The sequence below is a fragment of the Pseudoflavonifractor sp. MSJ-37 genome (assembly GCF_018917965.1).
Classification (GTDB): Bacteria; Bacillota; Clostridia; order Oscillospirales; family Oscillospiraceae; genus Pseudoflavonifractor_A.
Genome location: NZ_JAHLPP010000003.1, coordinates 49,136 through 68,254, shown reverse-complemented (window position 1 = coordinate 68,254; position 19,119 = coordinate 49,136). Strand labels below are relative to the sequence as shown.

The following is a 19,119-nucleotide window of genomic DNA, read 5'->3' as shown; positions in this document are numbered from 1 at the left end:
TCAGGCCGTGGGCCCTTTGTCCTGGGCCTTGCGGGCCTCGATGGCGGCGATCAGGGAGCGGACCCGGATCTTGACGGCGCCCAGGTTGCTGATGTCGTCGATCTTGAGCTGGGTATAGAGCTTGCCGCCGTCCTCCAGGATGTCCCGCATCTCGTCGGTGGTGATGGCGTCCGTGCCGCATCCGAAGGAGACCAGCTGGATCACCTGCATATCGTCCTGCGTGCAGACATACCGGGCGGCGTTGTACATCCGGCTCTGGAAAGTCCACTGGTTGAGCACCTTCCGGGGGGCATAGCCCTCCAGATAGCTCAGAGCGTCCTCCGTCACCAGTACGAAGCCGAAGGAGGTCACCAGATCGTTGATGCCATGATCGATCTCCGGGTCGATGTGGTAGGGGCGGCCGCACATGACGATGATGGGCAGGTCGTGGGTCCGGGCGTACTGGATATACTCCTTCCCGGTCTCCCGCACCACGTCCACATAGACCTCATAGGCCTCATAGGCCGCCCGGGCCGCGGCCCGGGTCTCCTTCTTAGGGATGGAGAATTCCCGCTCCATGAGCGCAGAGATCCGCTTGATGAAGTCTTTATGCCGCCACAGGCCCACATAGGGGTCCAGGAAGCGGGTCTGCTTCAGATCCGGCACGTTGGCGGCCAGCAGTTCGGGGTAGTAGGCCACCACCGGGCAGTTGTAGTGGTTGTCGCCGATCCCCTCGTCGTTGTTGTAGGACATACAGGGGTACCAGATGGCGTCCACACCGGCCTCCACCAGCGCCTCCACATGGCCATGGAGCAGCTTGGCGGGATAGCACACCGTATCCGAGGGGATCGTCCGCTGACCCTTGAGATAGAGCTTCCGGGAGGACTCCGGGGAGAGGACCACTTCGAAGTTCAGCTTGGTGAAGAAGGTGTACCAGAAGGGCAGGTTCTCATACATGTTCAGGCCGAAGGGGATGCCGATCTTCCCCCGGGAGCCGTCGCCCTCGCCCATGCCCTCCATGGCCCGGAGCTTCTTGTACTTGAAGTGCATCAGGTCGGGCATCTCCACCTTCTCCTTGCCCAGAGGCCGGGAACATCGGTTGCCGGAGATGAACCGCCGCCCGCCGTCGAACTGGTTGACGGTCAGAGAGCAGTGGTTGGTACACAGATTGCAGGTGACAGGCTTGGCGGAGTGGGTGAACCGCTCCAGCGCCGCGGCGTCCAGCAGGGCGCTCTTCTCCAGATGCAGGTCCCGGGCGGACAGGGCCGCGCCGAAGGCGCCCATGAGCCCGGCGATGGTGGGACGGGTCACGTCCCTGCCCAGCTCCTGCTCGAAGGCGCGGAGCACCGCGTCGTTCAGGAAGGTGCCGCCCTGGACCACGATGTGCCTGCCCAGGTCGTCGGCAGAGGCGGCCCGGATGACCTTGTACACCGCGTTCTTCACGATGGAGATGGACAGGCCGGCGGAGATGTCCTCCACGCTGGCGCCGTCCTTCTGAGCCTGCTTCACGGAGGAGTTCATGAACACGGTACAGCGGGAGCCCAGGTTCACCGGATGGGGGGAGAACAGGCCCAGCTTGGAGAAGCTGGCGATGTCATAGCCCAGCGCCTTGGCGAAGGTCTCGATGAAGGAGCCGCATCCGGAGGAGCAGGCCTCGTTCAGCATGATGGAATCCACCGCGCCGTTGCGGATCTTGAAGCACTTCATATCCTGGCCGCCGATGTCGATGATGAAATCCACATCGGGGTCGTAGTGGGCGGCCGCCTTATAGTGGGCCACCGTCTCCACCAGACCCAGGTCGCACCCGAAGGCGTTCTTGATCAGGTCCTCGCCGTAGCCGGTGACTGCGGCTCCCTTGATCTCGATCCGGCTGCCGCAGAGCTTGTAGATCTCCTTGAGCTGCTCCAGCACGATGGCCACGGGGTTGCCCTGATTGGAGTGGTAGTAGGTATACAACAGGCCGCCGTCCGCTGTGATGAGGGTCATCTTGGTGGTGGTCGAGCCCGCGTCGATGCCCAGCCAGGCAGGGCCGGAGTAGGCCGCGATGTCTGCCTTGGGGGGATGCTTGGCGTTGTGCCGGCTCAGGAACGCGGCGTAGTCCTCCTTATCGGTGAACAGAGGGGGCATGGTGTCCACCGTGGTCTTGGCGTCCACGCTCTCCTCCAGAAGCTTCAGGAACTCCTCGAAGGGCCGGACCTTGTACTCCCCGGCGCACAGGGCCGCGCCGATGCCGGCGAAGCAGTCGCCGTCCTCCGGGAAAATAGCGTGCTCCCCATCCAGATGGAGGGTCTCCACGAAGCGCTCCCGCAGGCCGTACAGGAAGTGCAGGGGGCCGCCCAAGAACACGATCTTGCCCTTGAGCTCCCGGCCCTGCGTCAGGCCGGCCACGGTCTGGTCCACCACCGCCTGGAAGATGGAGGCCGCCACGTCCTCCTTCCGGCCGCCCTGGTTCAGGATGGGCTGGATATCGCTCTTGGCGAACACGCCGCACCGGGAGGCGATGGGATAGATCTTCTCATGCTTCAGGGACAGCTTGTCCAGCTCGCCCACATCCACGTTCATGAGGGTGGCCATCTGGTCGATGAAGGCGCCGGTACCGCCGGCGCAGGAGCCGTTCATCCGCTCCTCCAGAGCGCCGCCGAAGAAGATGATCTTGGCGTCCTCGCCGCCCAGCTCGATCACCGCGTCGGTGTCGGGATAGTACTCCCGGACGGCGGCGGCAGTGGCGTAGACCTCCTGCACGAAGTCGATGCCGCTGGCCTTGGCCACGCCCAGTCCGGCGGAGCCGGTGATGACCAGCTTCACATCCTGGCCGCGGAAGCGGTCCTCGATGGACCGCAGGGTCTCACAGGCCCGCTCGCGGGTCTTGGAATAGTGCCGCTCATAGGAGCGGAACAGCAGTTTGTTCTGTTCATCCAGCACCACGACCTTGACGGTGGTGGAGCCGATGTCGATGCCGATGCGAAGGCTCATATCCAGAGTTCTCCTTATGTGGTCCCGGCCGGCCGGACCGTGTCAGGCGGCCGTATTCCTCAAATCGATCTTCTCAAAACGTATCTTACATAATAGTACAAAAACCCGCAGTTTTCAAGCCCTTCCGCCGGAGATCCGGGATGTTCCGTCGATGGAAATACCCAGCCGCTGTGCAGGATAGCCGATTTCGGCGGCAGACGGGGCGGAAATACTGGAGGGAGCGTCAGCACCGGCCATTCCCCTCTTGCGTTCCGGCCTGTTCCATCGTATGATGATAGCGAACGAGACAGGACAGAGGAGGATGGACATCCATGACGAAGGAAGCGTACCTGCAGGCCCTCTGGGAGGGACTCATCCGCCGGGTGGACCGGGCAGAGGCCCAGCGGCTCCTGACCTATTATGAGGCGGAGCTGGACGAGGCCGGTCCCGATAGAGAGGCCCTGCTCATGGACCAGTGGGGCGCGCCGGAGGAGCTGGCCCGGCGGCTCTGCGCCTGCGCCGGGCGCGCCCCCAGCCGGAAGGTCCGCCGGACCGCTCTGGCGGTGGGCGCGGCGGCCCTGTGCCTCCTTCTGGCCTTCGGCATCCGCCATGTGATCCGTGCGGTCGCGTGGAGCCATATCTCCGTTCCGGAGCCGGACAGCGGCGGGGCCGGCTCTTACGGCGTGTCCGCCCGGGCCGATGACGCCGACGCCTTCCGCACTGTGGATATCCAGATCCAGGGTGGCTCTGTGGTGTTCCAGGAGGGCAGCGGGTTCGGGCTCAGCCTGAGCGGCACCTCTAAGCTCCGCTGGCAGGATGAGGATGGGGCCCTCACCATCACCGACACCGGCCGCGGCGAGTCCGATCTGTATCTGACTCTCCCCGCCGGGACGGCGCTGGAGTCCGTCCACATCGTCTGCGCTGACGGGGATCTGTATCTGGATTTGGAGGGCCTCCACGGCGGGGCCGTCTCCGCCCAGGTGGAGGGCGGCTATCTCATGGCCTTCCGGGGCGGGGCGGACACGGTAGAGCTGTCCTGCTCCGGCGGAGACCTGACAGCGGATCGTGTAGGCTTCCAGCGGCTCAGCCTCTCCTGCGCCGATCAGGACATCTTCCTCTACGGAGACGACCTGCTTCAATGCGGCTATGATCTCTCCGCCCCCAGCGGGTCGATCTACTCCGACGGCGAGGACCTGGGCCACACCGCCGGCCAGTCCGGCGCCCGCATAGTCGAAGCGGCGGCGGAGCTGGGGAGCATCTATTACGCATATTGAGGAACGTGCCCCGTCCGCAGACGGGGCACGTTTTCGTCCATATCGCAGACGTAGGAGAGGGGACGAGGCCCTCTCCTGCCCTTTTTCAGGACGCGGCGGGAACAGGAACAGGCCCGTTATGTCCCTGTTCTCCCGAACGCCTCAAATTCCTCTCTGCTCCCCCGGAACACGTCCAGGTCGATCTGGTCCACACCGCCCTGATAGCCCTCCAGATGGGCCCCGTGGCTGTACTGCCAGAAGTCCCAGTCGTGGAAAAGCGGCGATACCATGGGACTGCTGATCCACAGGGGATAGTCCCGGTAGGCCCCGCCGGACAGGTAGAGCTGGTAGGAGCGGTAGGTGGCATAGAGGATCGGCTTCGTCCTGTACCGCTCCTCCAGAGCCGTCAGGAGCGGATCCAGGATGGCCCGTGTCTTGTCCCGATCCGCCGGATGTTCTAGGTAAGGTCCATAAAACTCAAGGTCCACCACCGGCGGCAGAGTCCCCTCCGTCACCGGCACCGCGGCGATGAAGTTGGCGGCCTGATCCGCTCCGGGGCTGTCGTAGCTGAAAAAGTGATAGGCCCCCACCCGGAGCCCGGCGGCCTGGGCCTCCACCCAGTTGTCCGAAAAGCGCACGTCCCGGAGGCCGCTGCCCTCGGTGGCCTTGATGAAGGCGAAGTCCACCCCCTGATCCGCCAGAGCCGTCCAGTCCACGTCCCCCTGATAGGTGGACACGTCCACGCCGAACACCTCCCACTGCTTCGGATCCGGCTCCTCCCGGAAGAGGATGTGTCCCCGCCAGCGGAGGAGCCCGACCGTCAGCGCGGCCAGTCCCGCCAGGATCAGCGCGGCTAGCACCAGCCGCAGGAGCATACGGATGAGCTTGCAAAGGATCTTCCCCATGGCCGGACACCTCCCTTCCGATCAGTCCCCGGCGTCGTCCTCCGGCGTGTAGTCGGTGAGGGCCCCGGAGATGTAGTGTTCCCCGTACAGGATATCATAGACCAGACTGCGGTAGATAGACACCGTCTCGGCGCTCTCCTCCGTAGGCTCATCGTAGGGCTCTCCCACTCCATCTACGAAAAGCCGCTCCCGGTAGAGCGTCATGTCCGCCTCGGACCGCTCCACCCAGTCGAACCAGAGGGGCTTCCACAGCCCCGCCCAGTCCAGCATCTGGGCCGCCATGTCAGTGACGCTCACCCGCTCAGGGGCCGTCAGATCCGCGCCGTAATTGTTCCACACCACATAGTCGGTCTGGTGCATTTTCAGAAGCTCCTCCGCGTCCCAGTCCTCGGTGTCCGGAGAGGAGGCATAGCCCAGCCGGGAATACACCGTGTCCTTCCCGTCCAGATAGAGCCCCGGCAGATGGTCCCCCAGGAACACCAGCATCACCGGCTCATCGCAGTCCTCGAAGTAGTCCACCAGCTTCCCCAGCATGGCGTCGGCATCGTGGAGGCCATGGACCAGGGAATCGAAGGCCCCCAGGTCGGAGCCGGTCAGGGTGGGACAGTCATAGTCCACCCCGGATGGCTCGGTGAACTTCCCGGCGAAATAGGGCTGATGGTTTTCCATGGTCAGGCCGTAGAGGAAGAGAGGCCCGTCCCCTTTCTGTTCGAACCGCTCGATCAGCTGATCCGCCAGACAGTCGTCGGAGAGATAGCCTCCGGCGTACCGCTTGTCCACAGTGAAGTCCCGGTCGAAGATCCGGGTCTCGAAGCCGATGGCCGGCATATCATAGGACCGGTCATAGAGGCTGTCGTTGTAGGAGTGGACCATCTCCGTGTCATAGCCCTGGCCCTCCAGCGCCTTCACCAGCGAGGGCATCCGGTGGTAGGCACCCCGGTCGCTGAGCGTCGTCAGGCTCTCCGAGGCCCCGGGGAAGGCGGAGGGGATGGCGGTGAAGAGCTCCATCTCCACGTTCCCGGTCCCGCCGGCATAGGCGGAGGACAGGAACCGTCCCCCGGACTGGGCCTGCAAGGCCCGGAAGTGGGGGATCGGGTCCTCCCGGAACGTCACTCCCGGCAGGCGGGTCACGTCGAAAAAGCTCTCCGACAGGATCAGCACGATGTTGGGGCGTACTTCCGCCTCGCCCGCGGGCTCCTGATCCGCCTGGAGCTGGCGTAGGATGCGGTTCATATTGTTCTCGCTGTAAGCGTCCGGAGCCTCCATGGCGCTGGCCCGGAGGGCGCTCCAGATGCCCGCCAGCAGACCCAGCCGGTCGTTCCGGCTCCCCTGACTCTCATTCTCCGGTCCATCGGCCAGGAGCGACTGGGCGGCCGGCATCCACGCCGCATTGCATAGCAAAGACAGCGCCGCGCCCCCGGCACAGAGCCGCCGCCGGAGGCTCCAGCTCCGCTCCGGCCCTTTGGACAGCAGGGCAGCCAGGACCAGCAGGAGGATGGTCAACCACAGGGCCGGGACCGTGGCCGCTCCCAGATCCATGCCTGGCCGGAGGAACCCGGCGATCTGCCCCGCCTGGCCCGTCATGGCCAGATCGCTGGCCATGATCGGCGTGCCGTTCAGCATCTCTTTCAGATAGTCCGCCACAGAAAAGAGGACTGTGGGGATGCCGATCAGGGCCGTCCCTACGAAGAGACGGCCCGTCAGGACCGCCGCCAGCAGTTCCGTGAAGAAGAGCACGCCCCAGGTCAGGAAGAAGGCCTCCATGTGTCCGTCGATCCAGGCGGAGGCCGCCGCCCCGTCCTGGAGGATGATGAGCTGACAGAGCCAGATCACGGCGAGGGGCGCAAAGGCGGCAAAGAGGGCTCTCAGCCATGGCCAGCGCCGCCAGGGCCATGTCTGTATCGTAACTCGTATACGTCGTATCTGGTGCAGAATGCTCACGGGCCGAGTCCATCCTTCCTTGTATATAGGGTCTCAGAATGTCGTAACGATTTATTTTATGTCGTCCGGACCCGATCGTCAAGTCAGCCGGATCCGCTAAAAATCCCCTTTTCTCAAAAACTTTTTCAACTTTCCTCTTGACATTTCTGAATACCCGACTTATAATAGACAAGCATTTAGCGGGTTTGTGTAAGGGTAGCACAGCAGACTCTGACTCTGTATGTGAGGGTTCGAATCCTTCACCCGCTGCCAGTAAGGCTCTAAAGGCTTCGGCCTTTAGAGCCTTTTTCTATCACCTGCCGCTTTCGCCGCTTTTGGAACAGGAGGTCCCTATGGAACGCCGTCCCCTAGTCAGCATCATCGTGCCGGTCTACAAGGCCGAGGCCTATCTGGGGCGCTGTCTGGACAGTATCCGCGCCCAGACCTGGCCGGATATCGAGGTCTGGCTGGTCAACGATGCCAGCCCCGACGGAAGCCTGGCCATCTGCCGCCGCTTCGCTGGAGAGGATGACCGCTTCCGGGTGCTAGACCTGCCCCATGGAGGGGTGTCCGCCGCCCGGAATGCCGCCATGGACCGGGCCTCCGGCCAGTACCTCCAGTTCGTGGATGGAGATGACTACCTGCCGCCGGACTCCACCGAGATCCTGGTCCGGGAGGCTGAGGCCACCGGGGCCGACCTGACCGTCGCTCATTTCTACCGGGTGTCCGGGAAGCGGACCGTCCAAAAGGGCCATATCCGGGACCGCCGGGTGCTGACTCTTGGGGAATATGCCCAGGAGATGTGCAAGGCCCCGGCCAATTACTACTACGGCGTGCTGTGGAACAAGCTCTACCGCCGCTCGGTCGTGGAGGCCGCCCATCTCCGCTGTGCCGCCGACCTGAGCTGGTGTGAGGACTTCCTGTTCAATCTGGAATATCTGCGCCATGTACGTCTGGCGGCGGCGGTGCCCAAGCCGGTGTACTATTATGTGAAGCACGAGGACAGCCTAGTGAACACCCAGACCTCCCTCCGCCGGGTCATCGAGATGAAGCGCATCACCTTCGCCTACTACAAGCGGCTCTATCAGGAGCTGGACCTGTATGAGAAGCAGAAGCTTCAGGTATACCGCTACCTGCTCTCCAGCGCCGTGGATGGGCTTCCCTTCCCGGACCCGCCCGCACCCGCCTCCAAGCGGCATACGGTCCCGGATCCGCCCGGCCTCTCCACCTCCAAAAGGGCGTTCCGCGGCGACTCCAAGAGCCCGCAGAACCATCCCAGACCTGCCGCGCCCAAGAAGCCCCGTCGGAGGCACCGGACCGGCTAGTTCCTTTTCCCGTTCGGGTAAAAGAAGACTGAGGGCAGAGCATCTCTCCCTCAGTCCTTTTTATTTTTCCCGCTTTTGGCAGAGATCCTGATCCGTACGCTGGATATGCGTCAGGCAGTGCCGCTTCAGCCCCGCTTCTCGCCGCTCTCTTTCAGGAGCTTGTTCAGCTCGTCCATGAAGGTGCTGATATCCTTGAACTGGCGGTAGACCGAGGCAAAGCGCACATAGGCCACCTCGTCCACATTGCGCAGGCGTTCCATGACCAGCTCGCCGATGTGGGCCGAGGGGACCTCCCGGTCCAGAGCGGTCTGGAGGGTCTGCTCGATCTCATTGGCGATGCTCTCCAGCGTGTCGAAGGGCACGGGCCGCTTCTCACAGGCCCGGAGCATCCCGTTGAGGAGCTTGCTCTTGTCGAAGGTCTGGCGGCTCCCGTCCTTCTTGATGACCACCAGAGGCAGGCTCTCCATGGTCTCATAGGTGGTGAAGCGCTTATGACAGACCAGACACTCCCGGCGGCGGCGGATGCTGGCCCCCTCGTCCGAAGGCCGCGAATCCACGACCTTGCTCTCCGGATTGGCGCAGTATGGACATCTCATGTGAGTCCCCTCCCTCATCGTGGGTCATTATTTGGACTTTATTATAGCACGCCGCGCCGCCCTTTTGAACCTTTTTCTTCTCTTCCGTGGAAAAAATGAAGCCCACGCCAAAATCGGCGTGGGCTTCGGTCCTATTAGGGACTCCGTTATCTCAGGATGGCTCAGTGCTTGTCCAGAACGGGGTTGACACCGACCTTCTTGCGGTCCTTGTCGTAGATGTAGAAGCCGGCGCCGGACTTCTGGCCCAGATAGCCGGCGGCCACCATCTTGCGCAGCAGGTGCGCGGGACGGTACTTGGTGTCGCCCAGGTCGGTGTAGAAGGTCTCCATGACCTCCAGCAGGATGTCCAGGCCCACCATGTCGGCCAGCTCCAGGGGGCCCATGGGGTGGTTACAGCCGAGCTTCATGCCCTCGTCGGTGTCCTCGACGCTGCCGATGTCCTCGTCCAGGATCTGGACGGCCTCATTCAGCATGGGAAGGAGCATACGGTTGACGATGAAGCCGGGCTTATCCTTGGCCAGGATCATCTTCTTGTTCATCTTGTCGCCGATGGACATGATGGTATCGATGGTCTCCTGAGAGGTGCGCAGGCCGTAAACGACCTCCACCAGACGCATAGCGGGCACCGGGGAGAAGAAGTGCATGCCCACTACCCGGTCCGCACGGCTGGTGGCCGCGGCCAGACTGGTCAGGGAGATGGAAGAGGTGTTGGACGCGAAGATGGTGTTGCGGCCGCAGATCTTGTCCAGCTGCTCGAACACAGCGCGCTTGGCGTCCAGGTTCTCGAAGATGGCCTCGATGACCAGGTCGGCGTCCGTAGCGGAATGGACGCTGCTGGAGGTGGACAGATGGCTCATGGCGATGGCCTTGTCCTCCTCGGTGATCTTGCCCTTAGTGACCAGACGGGTCAGACGCTTCTCGATGTTGACCTTCGCGCCCTCCAGCGCAGCCTCGCGCTGGTCATTGATGGTGACGTCGAAGCCGCTCTGGATGGCGACCTGGGCGATGCCGCTGCCCATGAAGCCGGCGCCCACCACAAAGATTTTCTTAATCTCCATTGTGATCTCCCCATTTCTCCATAAGAATATGTTCTTCCGCGATATGGAACCAGATTCCGTCCATGCCGCAAAATAAAAATGCCTTATCGACTGGCGGTATTATAGCACACCGTATTTCGACTGTCCAGTCCAAAGATACCGGAAAATGGGCGGCCCGTGCTGTTTTTTTGCAGCAGAGCGGGCCGCCCCGATGGGATCGTGCCTCACTTGCGTTCCTTGTCCCGGACGAAGATGTGCTTCACATGGGGCAGGTTGGTAGAGCGCACATCGATCTCGAACCGGTCCAGCGCCTTCACCAGCTTGGTCAGCTTGGAGAAGCCGAAGTTCCGGGGGTCGAAGTCGGGCTGCTTCTTCACAAGCAGGTTGCCCAGATCGCCCATGAAGGCGTAGCCGTCCTCGTCGGCGATGTCCTCCACGGAATCAGCCAGCAGGGCCTCTACTTCCAGTGGGATGAGGCGCTCGGATCCGGCGTTCTCCTCCTGGGCCGGGGCGGGACGGGCAGGTTCTGGGTCGGCCTTGGGGGCCTCGGCCGCCTTCTTCTTCCGGCGACCGCCGCTCTTGCCGGTCTCGGCCTTGGCCTGTTCCGCGGCCTTGGCGGCACGCTCCCGCTCTTCCTTCTCCTTCCGCTCCTTCTCCTGTCGGGCCTGTTCCGCCCGCTTCTGCTCCGCGGCCCGGGCCTCCGCCTTCGCCGCCGCCCGGGCCCGGTCTCCTGCCGCCCGGATGACCTCGATATACACGAACTTGTCGCAGGCCACGATGAAGGGCCCCGGTGTCTTGCGCTCCCCCATGCCATAGACCTTCATCCCCGCCTCCCGGAGCCGGGTAGCCAGCCGGGTGAAGTCACTGTCGCTGGACACCAGCACGAAGCCGTCCACCCGCCCGGAGTAGAGGATATCCATCGCGTCGATGATCATCGCGGAGTCTGTGGCGTTCTTTCCGGTGGTATAGGCGTACTGCTGGACGGGGGCGATGGCGTTCTCCAGCAGGAGGGGCTTCCAGGTGGACATATTGGGGGAGGTCCAGTCCCCGTAGATCCGCTTGATGGTGGGGGTCCCGTAGACCGCTACCTCGGCCATCACGTCCTTGATGGCCGTGCGGGGGGCGTTGTCCGCGTCGATGAGGACGGCCAGGCGCAGTTCTGTCTGCTCCATCAGCGCCGCCCCCCTTCCAGCACGGTCCGCTCCGGCCGTCCCATGATCTCATATCGAACGATGTCTCTCATCGTGACCGCTCCTTTATCTGTTGCGTTTTATTACAGGTTTATTTTACCCCAACTCGTGGCATATTTCCACTATGATCCGAACGGTCTTCCGCTCTCCTGTCATTTTGATCGAAAATATGGATATTTCATTCACCCAGACATCGACTATATCCGGACGGATCCGTCCATCCGCTCCTGCCATGACGCAGTTCATCCTCCCCATCCCATCGCAGGCATCTTTTTATCCTCATATCTGATCGATCCGCCATCATTATAAGACTACACGGAACTTTTGTCCTATTTTCTATTTTCCTATCGTCTCAGTCTGTTTCTGGCCTCTCCGCCTTCTTTTTGAACTCTTCCGTCTCGTCGTTTCGTCGAACTTTTTCCTATATTTATGTGTATTTCATTCCTTTCGATCCCGTTCTTTCTGTGCTATCATAGGGGCGTCCAAAGGGATGGAGCCGGGGAAGAGGAGCCTCCGGCCCGCCGCCCTGAAGTCCAGGCCGGGAGAAATTTTCGTGTGTCATCTCCCCCGCCTACGATTCAAAGGAGGGATCGTATATGGTCACATTCTTTGTGGCACTGCTCATCCTGATCATAGGCTTCTTCACCTACAGCAAACTGATCGAGAAGGTCTTCCACATCGACGACCGCCAGACGCCCGCCGTCGCCCATCCCGATGGCGTGGACTATATCCCCATGAAGACCTGGCGCATCTTCCTGATCCAGCTCCTCAACATCGCCGGGCTCGGCCCGATCTACGGCGCGCTCTCCGGCGCCTGTTGGGGCCCTTCCGTCTACCTGTGGATCGTCTTCGGCACCATCCTGGGCGGCGGCGTCCACGACTTCCTCTCCGGCATGATGAGCGAGCGTGAGGACGGCGCCTCCATCTCCGAGGTGGTAGGCCGCCACATGGGCCGTGTGATCTCCTTCATCATGCGGATCTTCTCCGTGGTCCTGCTGATCATGGTGGGCGTCAACTTCTCCGTGGGCCCCGCGGGCCTGCTGGCCAAGCTCACCCCTGACACGCTGGACAAGATGTTCTGGCTGGTGGTGATCATGATCTACTACCTGCTGGCCACCTTCCTCCCCATCGACAAGATCATCGGCAAGATCTATCCCCTGTTCGGCCTGTGCCTGATCGTCATGGCGCTGGGCATCGGCGGCGGTATCCTCGTCCAGATGGGCGGCGATATGCCGGAGCTGACCCTGAGCGCCCTGACTACCGCTCATCCCGCCGGTCTGCCCAAGTGGTCCATGATGTTCATCACCGTGGCCTGCGGCGCGATCTCCGGCTTCCATGCCACCCAGTCCCCCATGATGGCCCGCTGCATCAAGAGTGAGAAAGAGGGCCGCACCGTGTTCTACGGCGCCATGGTGGCCGAGGGCATCATCGCTCTGATCTGGGCCGCCGCCGGCGTCACCTTCTACACCCACCACGGCTCCCTGCTGGACGGCATGACCAACCTGAATGCCGCCCTGAATGCCGGCGGCGCCGGCGACGTGGTGTATGAGATCTCCACCACCCTGCTGGGCCCCGTGGGCGGTGTGCTGGCCATGATCGGCGTCATCGCCTGCCCCATCACCTCCGGCGATACCGCTTACCGCTCCGCCCGTCTGACCATCGCCGACTGGTTCCACATCGACCAGTCCAAGGTCGGGCCCCGCGCCGCCCTGTCCGTGCCCCTGCTGGGCGTGGGCGCGGTGATCGCGCTGGCGTTCCCCTGGAGCGTCCTCTGGAGATACTTCTCCTGGTCCAACCAGACGCTGGCCATGATGGTCCTGTGGACCGGCGCCGTGTTCCTGCACAAGTACGGCTATCCGCCTATCGCCTGCCTGATGGCCGCCCTCCCCGCCGCTTTCATGTCCGCGGTGTCCGTGACCTACTTCTTCCAGGCGCCTGAGTGCCTGCATCTGTCCACTTCCATCGCCTATCCCGTGGGCATCCTCACCGCCGTGGTGTTCTTCGCCATCTTCTGGTGGCGCACCTTCCTCGTCCATAAGGACGACGTGGATCACGAGCTGGCCAAGTAAGTCCGCTTCCTCTCTTTCCTCTTTCTTATCCCCGCGGGGAGCCGCTCCTCTCCCATCGCTCCCCGCAAAAACGGGACCCGGTGCCGAACTGGCACCGGGTCCCGTTTTCTATCCTGGTTTTATTCCCGGACTCCGTTGTTGTTCTCGTCCGGGAAACGGTATCGCCCATGCTTGTCCTGGAGCCGGGACAGCATCTCCAGCTCCCAGAGATCATCTTCCGAGTCGCCCTGGAACTTGCTCATCCGTCCGTCGATGAGCTGCGTGTAGAACGCGCGGTAGGTCTCCCGCAGGTCCTGGAACCGTTCCCTCAGGAGCTGTTCCGCCTTGTCCCGGTCCTCGCCCTTCGTGCCGTACTTGGTGTCCAGCGTGTTCTTGAACATCTTCACGAAGTAGTCCGGATCCTGTTCCTGCTTCTCCTCGATGTACTGTATCGTCTTGAAATTAGCGTTGAGGTCCAGACGGACCTTGCCCTCCACATAGGCCTTGAACATGGTGTTGTAGATCGTATCGTTGGCGTGGGGCTTATAGGTATAGGACATCGCCTGAGCCTCCGGGTCGAAGAGCTTGTTGAGGGAGGCCTCCTTGTCGAAGGAGACCACATGTCCTCCCGCCTGGTTGATGAAGTTCTCGCCCTTCGTGTCGAAGTTGCAGAGCACCCAGTCCAGCGTATGCTCGCTCATCAGGTCGTTCAGGGTCTCCTGCTCCGGCGCGTCCACCGCCAGGTCCTTCTGGGCCTGCCACTTGAAAAGATCCGTGCCGCCCTCCACCTTTTTGAGTTCCTTTTGGATGGAGCCGATGACCTTGCCTTTCTCATCCCGGATGCAGTAGGCAGGGATGGAGAGCGCGCCCCGCAGCTCCTGCTGGAGCCGGGAGGCCTCCTCTGTGACGACGGCACCCTCCGGCTTGGCCATGCCGATGCAATTGGTGGCCTCCTTGAACAGCCAGCTCTGGCCGCCGAGCTCCCCGTTCCGATCCAGGTCCCGGAAACGGTACATGGCCTTGGTCCCGCCCATAGTGGCCCGGCCCTCGTTGATCAGGCGGAGCTCCTGTCCGTTCTCACTCTTGATGGTGATCTCGGATTCCTCCCGGGAATACTCGGTGGGCGTGCGGAAGATGCTCTTGAGCTGGTCATATCTCCCGTGGCGGACGATCGTAGCGGCCTCCCGCTCCTTTTCCTTCCCCTCCGGCATACAGGCTACCTTGTACTCCTTCCGGAGCCGGTCGGCCTTCAGCAGTTCCTCCTCCGCCTCTTTCAGGGCTTTCACCCGGGCCTTGCTCCCCATCTTCAGCAGGGCGGCCATATCGTGATAGGCCTTCGCCCGCTCCGCCTGCGCTCCCCACGCGATCTTGGCACGCAGGAGCTCAGGGGACTGGGCGGGATCTCCGTTCACTGCGAGGACGCCGTCCATCTGCTGGCGGATCATCCCTCTCTGCCGACGGATCCAAATGCAGTCGTTTCCCCATGGCTCAGCCTCCTGACAAAAAATCGCTCAGCAGGGCTCCGTACTCCCCGAAATCACCGGCAAGCAGGACCTTGCCCTCCTTTTGGAGCTCCTGGAAGATGGCACGGACCAGATGGTCCATCCGCAGGACACCACCGTCCGCCGCGGCCCGGTACGCGCCGTTGAGCACCACGTTCTTGATCTGCGCGCCGGAGAGCTGGAACTGTCGGGCCAGATAGTCGATCTGGAGCGCCGCCGCAGGGATCCCCCGCAGGGCGTCCGTCCAGATGGACCGGCGCATGTCCTCATCCGGGAGCGTGAACACCAGATGATAGCGGAAGCGGCGGACGAAAGCCGCGTCGATGCTCCCAGCCTGATTGGTGGCCATGAGCACGATGCCCTGGTACTCCTCCATCCGCTGGAGGAGATAGGCCACTTCGGTGTTGGCGTACTTGTCCTTGGCGTCCTTGACCTCACTGCGTTTGCCCAGCAGGGCGTCGGCCTCGTCGAAGAAGAGGATGAGGCCGCTCTTCTCCGCCTGGTCGAACACCTGCCGCAGACGCTTCTCCGTCTCGCCGATGTACTTGTCCACGATCTGAGAGAGGTCCACTTTGTAGAGCTCCAGCCCCAGCCGGGAGGCCAGTACCTGAGCGGTCATCGTCTTGCCGGTGCCCGGAGGGCCGGACATCAGCACGGACACACAGCGCCCATAGGGATACCGCCGCCGCAGGCCCCACTCGTCCAGCACGGTGCCCTGGTGCTCCACCTGAGCGCAGACCGCCTCCAGCGTCCGCTTGAGGGGCGGCTCCAGTCGGAGGTCGTCCCAGCCGTAGGCGCTGTCCACGAAACGGATGTTCTCATAGCGGCCGTCATCCAGCACCTGATAGCAGAGCTGGAAGATGTCCCGCTCCTGCCAGGGCCCTCTGGGCCTGCGGTACCGGAGCAGATGGACGATGCGCTCCATCTGTCCGGCGGTGAGCGTCATCTTGGCCGCCAGTCCCTCCGCCGGGAACCCCTCCCCGCCGTCCGGCAGGAGGGCGGTGGTCAGCTCCCGCCAGAGCTCCGCGCTCTGGGGGATGGTGGGCGGCGGGATCTGGACGGCATCCACCGGGGCGGTCAGGAAGGGCACCACCTTCACCGCCTGCGGCGTCGTCATGAACACCGGCCGGCCGAAGGGCGTCAGATCTCCCTCCATCCGCCGCAGGAGCGGCGGCAGGCGCCCCGTCCGCTTCTCGGCCGGGCAGTCCACATCGCTCAGGCAGAGCAGACGCTCGGAGAGGAGCAGTTCCCGCAGGACCCGCCGCCAAGGGCCGTCCAGCAGGGCGCCATCCCGCGCTATGGCATCGAATGGGACGATCAGCAGTTCCCGCCCCAGATCTCGGGCCGCATGGCAGGCGAAGTGCCGCCGGCCGCTCCCCGGATCGCCGGAGATATGGACCACAGAGAAGCCGGTCCGCTCGGCCAGCGTTTCGGCCGTCTGCCGGATCCGGCCGCCGGTCAGGACGGCGGAGGCCAGCGGCTCATTCGGCCGGAACACCGTACAGGCGGGCATGAGGGCCCGGTCCGGCGTGTCATCCCCCGCCAGCCACGCGGCCAGCCGCCCGTCCAGCCGGAAGGGCGCTTTCCACCAGTCCCGGTCCGGCTCGGCCTGGAGGAGCAGCTCCACCTTGTCATAGGCCGCCCGGAGCCGGGGCGCCAGGTCGATGCTCTCCTCCTCCCGGCAGGCCACCCGGCCGGCGGCCTCGATGGTGAGCCCGTCGGCCAGGCCCAATCCCTCCCGGAGCAGGTCCACCGTCCGCTCCTCCATCAGGGCCAGCAGATAGAGCTGGACCGCCGTGACCGCGATGGGATCCCCGCCGACCCGCTCCAGAAGGCCCTGCCAGCGAGCGGCGGTCACAGGCTTGTCGAAGAACAGCTCCTCCGGCTCCGTCGGATAGGACTCGATCTCCTCCTCCGTCACGTCCGGAGAGATCAGCTTGCTGTACGTCCGGAAAAAGTCATCGCTGACCCGTGGCTCGAGATAGAGGGACAGCCGGAAGGCCCCAAGGGCCGCCAATCGCTTCATGGACACACCTCCTGTCACAGATCTCACAGATCGTCACTGTTATCATAGCATGGTCTCGAGCATTTTTCTTCAAAAGATCCTTAAAATTTGGAAAGCGGCGGAGCCCGGCGTACCGCCAAAACTGGTCGTCCCCCGATCTTCCCTATCCACTGGAGGGAAAACGCGGTATGCTGGGCCTATCCCGGACGGATGGGCCGTTCCGACTTGGCCGAGGGGATGGGGATCCTATGCCCTCCGCCGGGGAAGCGACATGTGATATACGCGCCGGGGGTACTGTCGTTCCTCTCCGTCCTGTTTTTCAGCCTCCTCTATCTCATGGACGGAGCCGCTCACTCGTATCGAAACCGGTCACTCCAGATAGCTGACGCATGACAGCGCCGTCCACAGCAGGAAGGCCAGCATCCCCGGGCAGCAGAAGAGCTCTGTCGGCCGGAAGGACCGTTCCCAGGGACGCAGGACGGTCTCCCTCCGGAACAGCCAGAGCACCATCCCCACCGCCGCCGCCAGCATCAGCACGACTGTGTACCAAAGCGCTGCCCGGCCGGTCAGAAGGGCCTGGACCACCGTGGCTCCGTTCAACAGGGCGTGGAGCAGGATGCTGGTCCTCAGCCGCCCGGTCTCCACCGCCGCCCAGCCCAGTGCCAGGCCGCCCACCCAGGCATAGAGCATCTGAGCCAGATCTCCGTGGAGCAGGGCGAAGAGCAGGGCCGACAGCCCCACCGCGAAGGCGTCCCCCCAGGGCCGGAGCCGCTCCAGGACGATCCGGCGGAACAGGACCTCTTCCACGACGGGAGCCAGGACGCAGGTCTGGACCAGCAGGATCGGCCACGGCATGGCGAGCAAGGCCTCCGTCGGGTCCCGGCTCACCAGACCGGTGTTCCGCTCCAAAAGCTCCTCCAGCAGGCCCGTCAGTCTGGAGCAGACCACCGCCCCGCTGAAGGCCATGCACCAGAGTTCCGCCAGCCGCCCAGGGCGGACCGGCCGCGCCTCGAACGGCTGCCGCTCCAGCGGAGCCATGAGCCGCCAAGCCGATCCCAGGCCGACCCCATACCAGACCAGCTCTGCGGCCAGCCTCAGCACCGGCCCGACGGCCCGGCCCGCCGTCAGTGTCCTCAACAGCCCGCCCAGCAGGACCGCCGACAGCCGGAAGGCCAACAGCCCCCATCCGATCCGTGAGAAGGCCTGCTCCCGTATCCGCTCCTCCGGTCCCTCCGGGCGGAAAGCCCGCCGTCCCCCCTGTGTCATCGCTTCTCCTCCCGTTCCCCGATCGTCGTGTCCCCGGAGCGGCGGCCCGCGGAACACGGGCGGCGGCCGTCCGGGCCGTGTCCTATCATCATACCAGTCCAGGCCGCTTTTTTCCACCGCCGGTGGAACTTTTCCCGCTCCCGCTCGTCTGAACAGATGAACGACATCAGAAAGGAGACCGTACCATGAAACCGAACATCCGTGTCCTCGCCGGGGCCGCCCTCAGCTGTGCCGTACTGGCTGCCGCCTGTCAGGCGGCGGAGCCCTCCTCTTCCGCTTCCGCTGTGCCGTCGGCGATCCAGACCGCCGCCTTCTCTCTTCCGGAGCAGGAGGACTGGTCCTGCTCCTACGGCTCCGTGTCCAGCGTGGAGGGCTCCTCCGTACTGGTATCCGAAGAGGATGGCGACACCCTTTATCACCTCTCAGAGGACAGCCTGATCCTCTCCTTCTCCGGGGAAGTCCTGACGCTGGATCAGCTCCAGCCTGGGGACGGGGTCTATGTGTACGGCCCGCCCATGGTCATGCTGAGCCTGCCGGCCCAGGCCGGCGCCGCCCTCATCGTGGCCCAGATCCCCGCAGACGCCGCCGCTCCCGCGGCAGAGCGGGTCACCGCCGTGGACCGGGAGCCGGATGCCCTCACCGTCTATACGGAACGTATGACCTACCACGTCTCCTCCTCCACAGAGCTTCTGGGCCGCCGGACACTGGAGCAGCTCCAGCCCGGGGACTATGTGGCCGCTTGGTATCCCTCCTCCACCAAGTCCATCCCGGCCCAAGCCGCGCCGGAGAAGCTAGCCATCCTCCCCGGTGGAGATCGGGGCTGGATCGCCGCCGATACCGGCTCCGTCCTCGTGGACGGCACCGCGTTGGAGCTGACGCCGCAGTCCCTCCCTCAGATCCGGGACGGCGCTCTGATGCTCCCCCTGCGCCCCGTGCTGGAGGCCATGGGCGATCAGGTCTTTTGGCATCCGGACCGCCCTAGAGAGGTCACAGTGGTCCTGGAAGGTGACATGGCCTTCCGCATCCCGCTGGGCGAGGAGGAATGGGGCGCTTATGCCTCCGACGGTGTCACCTTCCTGCCTCTGGACCGGATCCTGAGCCTGACCGGGACATATTTCTCCCATCACACCTGAATTTTTTC

The 19,119-nt window shown here is 63.6% G+C and carries 13 protein-coding genes and 1 tRNA gene; 5 read left to right on the top strand and 9 right to left on the bottom strand.

The features are described 5' to 3' along the window. Window positions 1–2,952, bottom strand: coding sequence for an acyl-CoA dehydratase activase (locus KQI12_RS07850; protein WP_216572421.1), 2,952 nt, complete (start codon window positions 2,950–2,952; stop codon window positions 1–3). A 311-nt stretch (window positions 2,953–3,263) separates the two neighbouring features. Between KQI12_RS07850 and KQI12_RS07845 the strand changes: the two genes are divergently transcribed. Continuing rightward, a complete protein-coding gene (locus tag KQI12_RS07845; RefSeq protein ID WP_216572420.1) occupies window positions 3,264–4,205 on the top strand; it encodes a hypothetical protein in 942 nt (313 codons plus the stop codon). 116 nt (window positions 4,206–4,321) lie between these two features. Here the strand turns inward: KQI12_RS07845 and KQI12_RS07840 are convergent, their stop codons facing one another. Next, a complete protein-coding gene (locus KQI12_RS07840; protein ID WP_216572419.1) occupies window positions 4,322–5,089 on the bottom strand; it encodes a glycoside hydrolase family 25 protein in 768 nt (255 codons plus the stop codon). 21 nt (window positions 5,090–5,110) lie between these two features. Continuing rightward, window positions 5,111–6,922, bottom strand: coding sequence for an LTA synthase family protein (locus KQI12_RS07835; RefSeq protein ID WP_371817989.1), 1,812 nt, complete (start codon window positions 6,920–6,922; stop codon window positions 5,111–5,113). A 286-nt stretch (window positions 6,923–7,208) separates the two neighbouring features. On the opposite strand from KQI12_RS07835, the gene KQI12_RS07830 reads away from it, so the two are divergent. Together KQI12_RS07830 and KQI12_RS07825 are read left to right on the top strand one after the other, a co-directional pair. After that, window positions 7,209–7,282: transfer RNA gene (locus tag KQI12_RS07830), tRNA-Gln, on the top strand. Window positions 7,283–7,362: 80 nt separating this feature from the next. Continuing rightward, window positions 7,363–8,334: a glycosyltransferase family 2 protein gene (locus KQI12_RS07825; RefSeq protein ID WP_216572418.1), complete on the top strand. Its 972-nt coding sequence runs from the start codon at window positions 7,363–7,365 to the stop codon at window positions 8,332–8,334. 125 nt (window positions 8,335–8,459) lie between these two features. Here KQI12_RS07825 and nrdR read toward each other — a convergent pair whose 3' ends face one another. The 3 genes from nrdR to KQI12_RS07810 form a co-directional block, all read right to left on the bottom strand. Further along, window positions 8,460–8,930 carry a transcriptional regulator NrdR gene (nrdR, locus tag KQI12_RS07820; protein ID WP_216572417.1) on the bottom strand — a complete coding sequence of 157 codons (471 nt, stop codon included), beginning with the start codon at window positions 8,928–8,930 and terminating at the stop codon, window positions 8,460–8,462. 161 nt (window positions 8,931–9,091) lie between these two features. Beyond that, window positions 9,092–9,988: a 3-hydroxyacyl-CoA dehydrogenase family protein gene (locus KQI12_RS07815; protein WP_216572416.1), complete on the bottom strand. Its 897-nt coding sequence runs from the start codon at window positions 9,986–9,988 to the stop codon at window positions 9,092–9,094. A gap of 203 nt (window positions 9,989–10,191) precedes the next feature. Continuing rightward, on the bottom strand, window positions 10,192–11,139 hold the full coding sequence (locus KQI12_RS07810) for an NYN domain-containing protein (protein ID WP_216572415.1): 948 nt from the start codon (window positions 11,137–11,139) through the stop codon (window positions 10,192–10,194). 614 nt (window positions 11,140–11,753) lie between these two features. Between KQI12_RS07810 and KQI12_RS07805 the strand changes: the two genes are divergently transcribed. After that, window positions 11,754–13,226, top strand: coding sequence for a carbon starvation protein A (locus KQI12_RS07805; RefSeq protein WP_216572414.1), 1,473 nt, complete (start codon window positions 11,754–11,756; stop codon window positions 13,224–13,226). Between the two features lie 119 nt (window positions 13,227–13,345). On the opposite strand, the gene KQI12_RS07800 is transcribed toward KQI12_RS07805, so the two are convergent. The 3 genes from KQI12_RS07800 to KQI12_RS07790 all read right to left on the bottom strand — a co-directional run bounded on the left by KQI12_RS07800 (window position 13,346) and on the right by KQI12_RS07790 (window position 17,978). Beyond that, window positions 13,346–14,650 carry a hypothetical protein gene (locus KQI12_RS07800; RefSeq protein ID WP_216572413.1) on the bottom strand — a complete coding sequence of 435 codons (1,305 nt, stop codon included), beginning with the start codon at window positions 14,648–14,650 and terminating at the stop codon, window positions 13,346–13,348. A 43-nt stretch (window positions 14,651–14,693) separates the two neighbouring features. Continuing rightward, window positions 14,694–16,733, bottom strand: a complete 2,040-nt coding sequence (locus tag KQI12_RS12705; protein ID WP_305849798.1) for an ATP-binding protein — start codon at window positions 16,731–16,733, stop codon at window positions 14,694–14,696. Between the two features lie 348 nt (window positions 16,734–17,081). Further along, window positions 17,082–17,978: a CPBP family intramembrane glutamic endopeptidase gene (locus KQI12_RS07790; RefSeq protein ID WP_216572412.1), complete on the bottom strand. Its 897-nt coding sequence runs from the start codon at window positions 17,976–17,978 to the stop codon at window positions 17,082–17,084. A gap of 185 nt (window positions 17,979–18,163) precedes the next feature. On the opposite strand from KQI12_RS07790, the gene KQI12_RS07785 reads away from it, so the two are divergent. Next, a complete protein-coding gene (locus KQI12_RS07785) occupies window positions 18,164–19,111 on the top strand; it encodes a copper amine oxidase N-terminal domain-containing protein (RefSeq protein WP_216572411.1) in 948 nt (315 codons plus the stop codon). The last annotated feature ends 8 nt before the right edge of the window (window positions 19,112–19,119 follow it).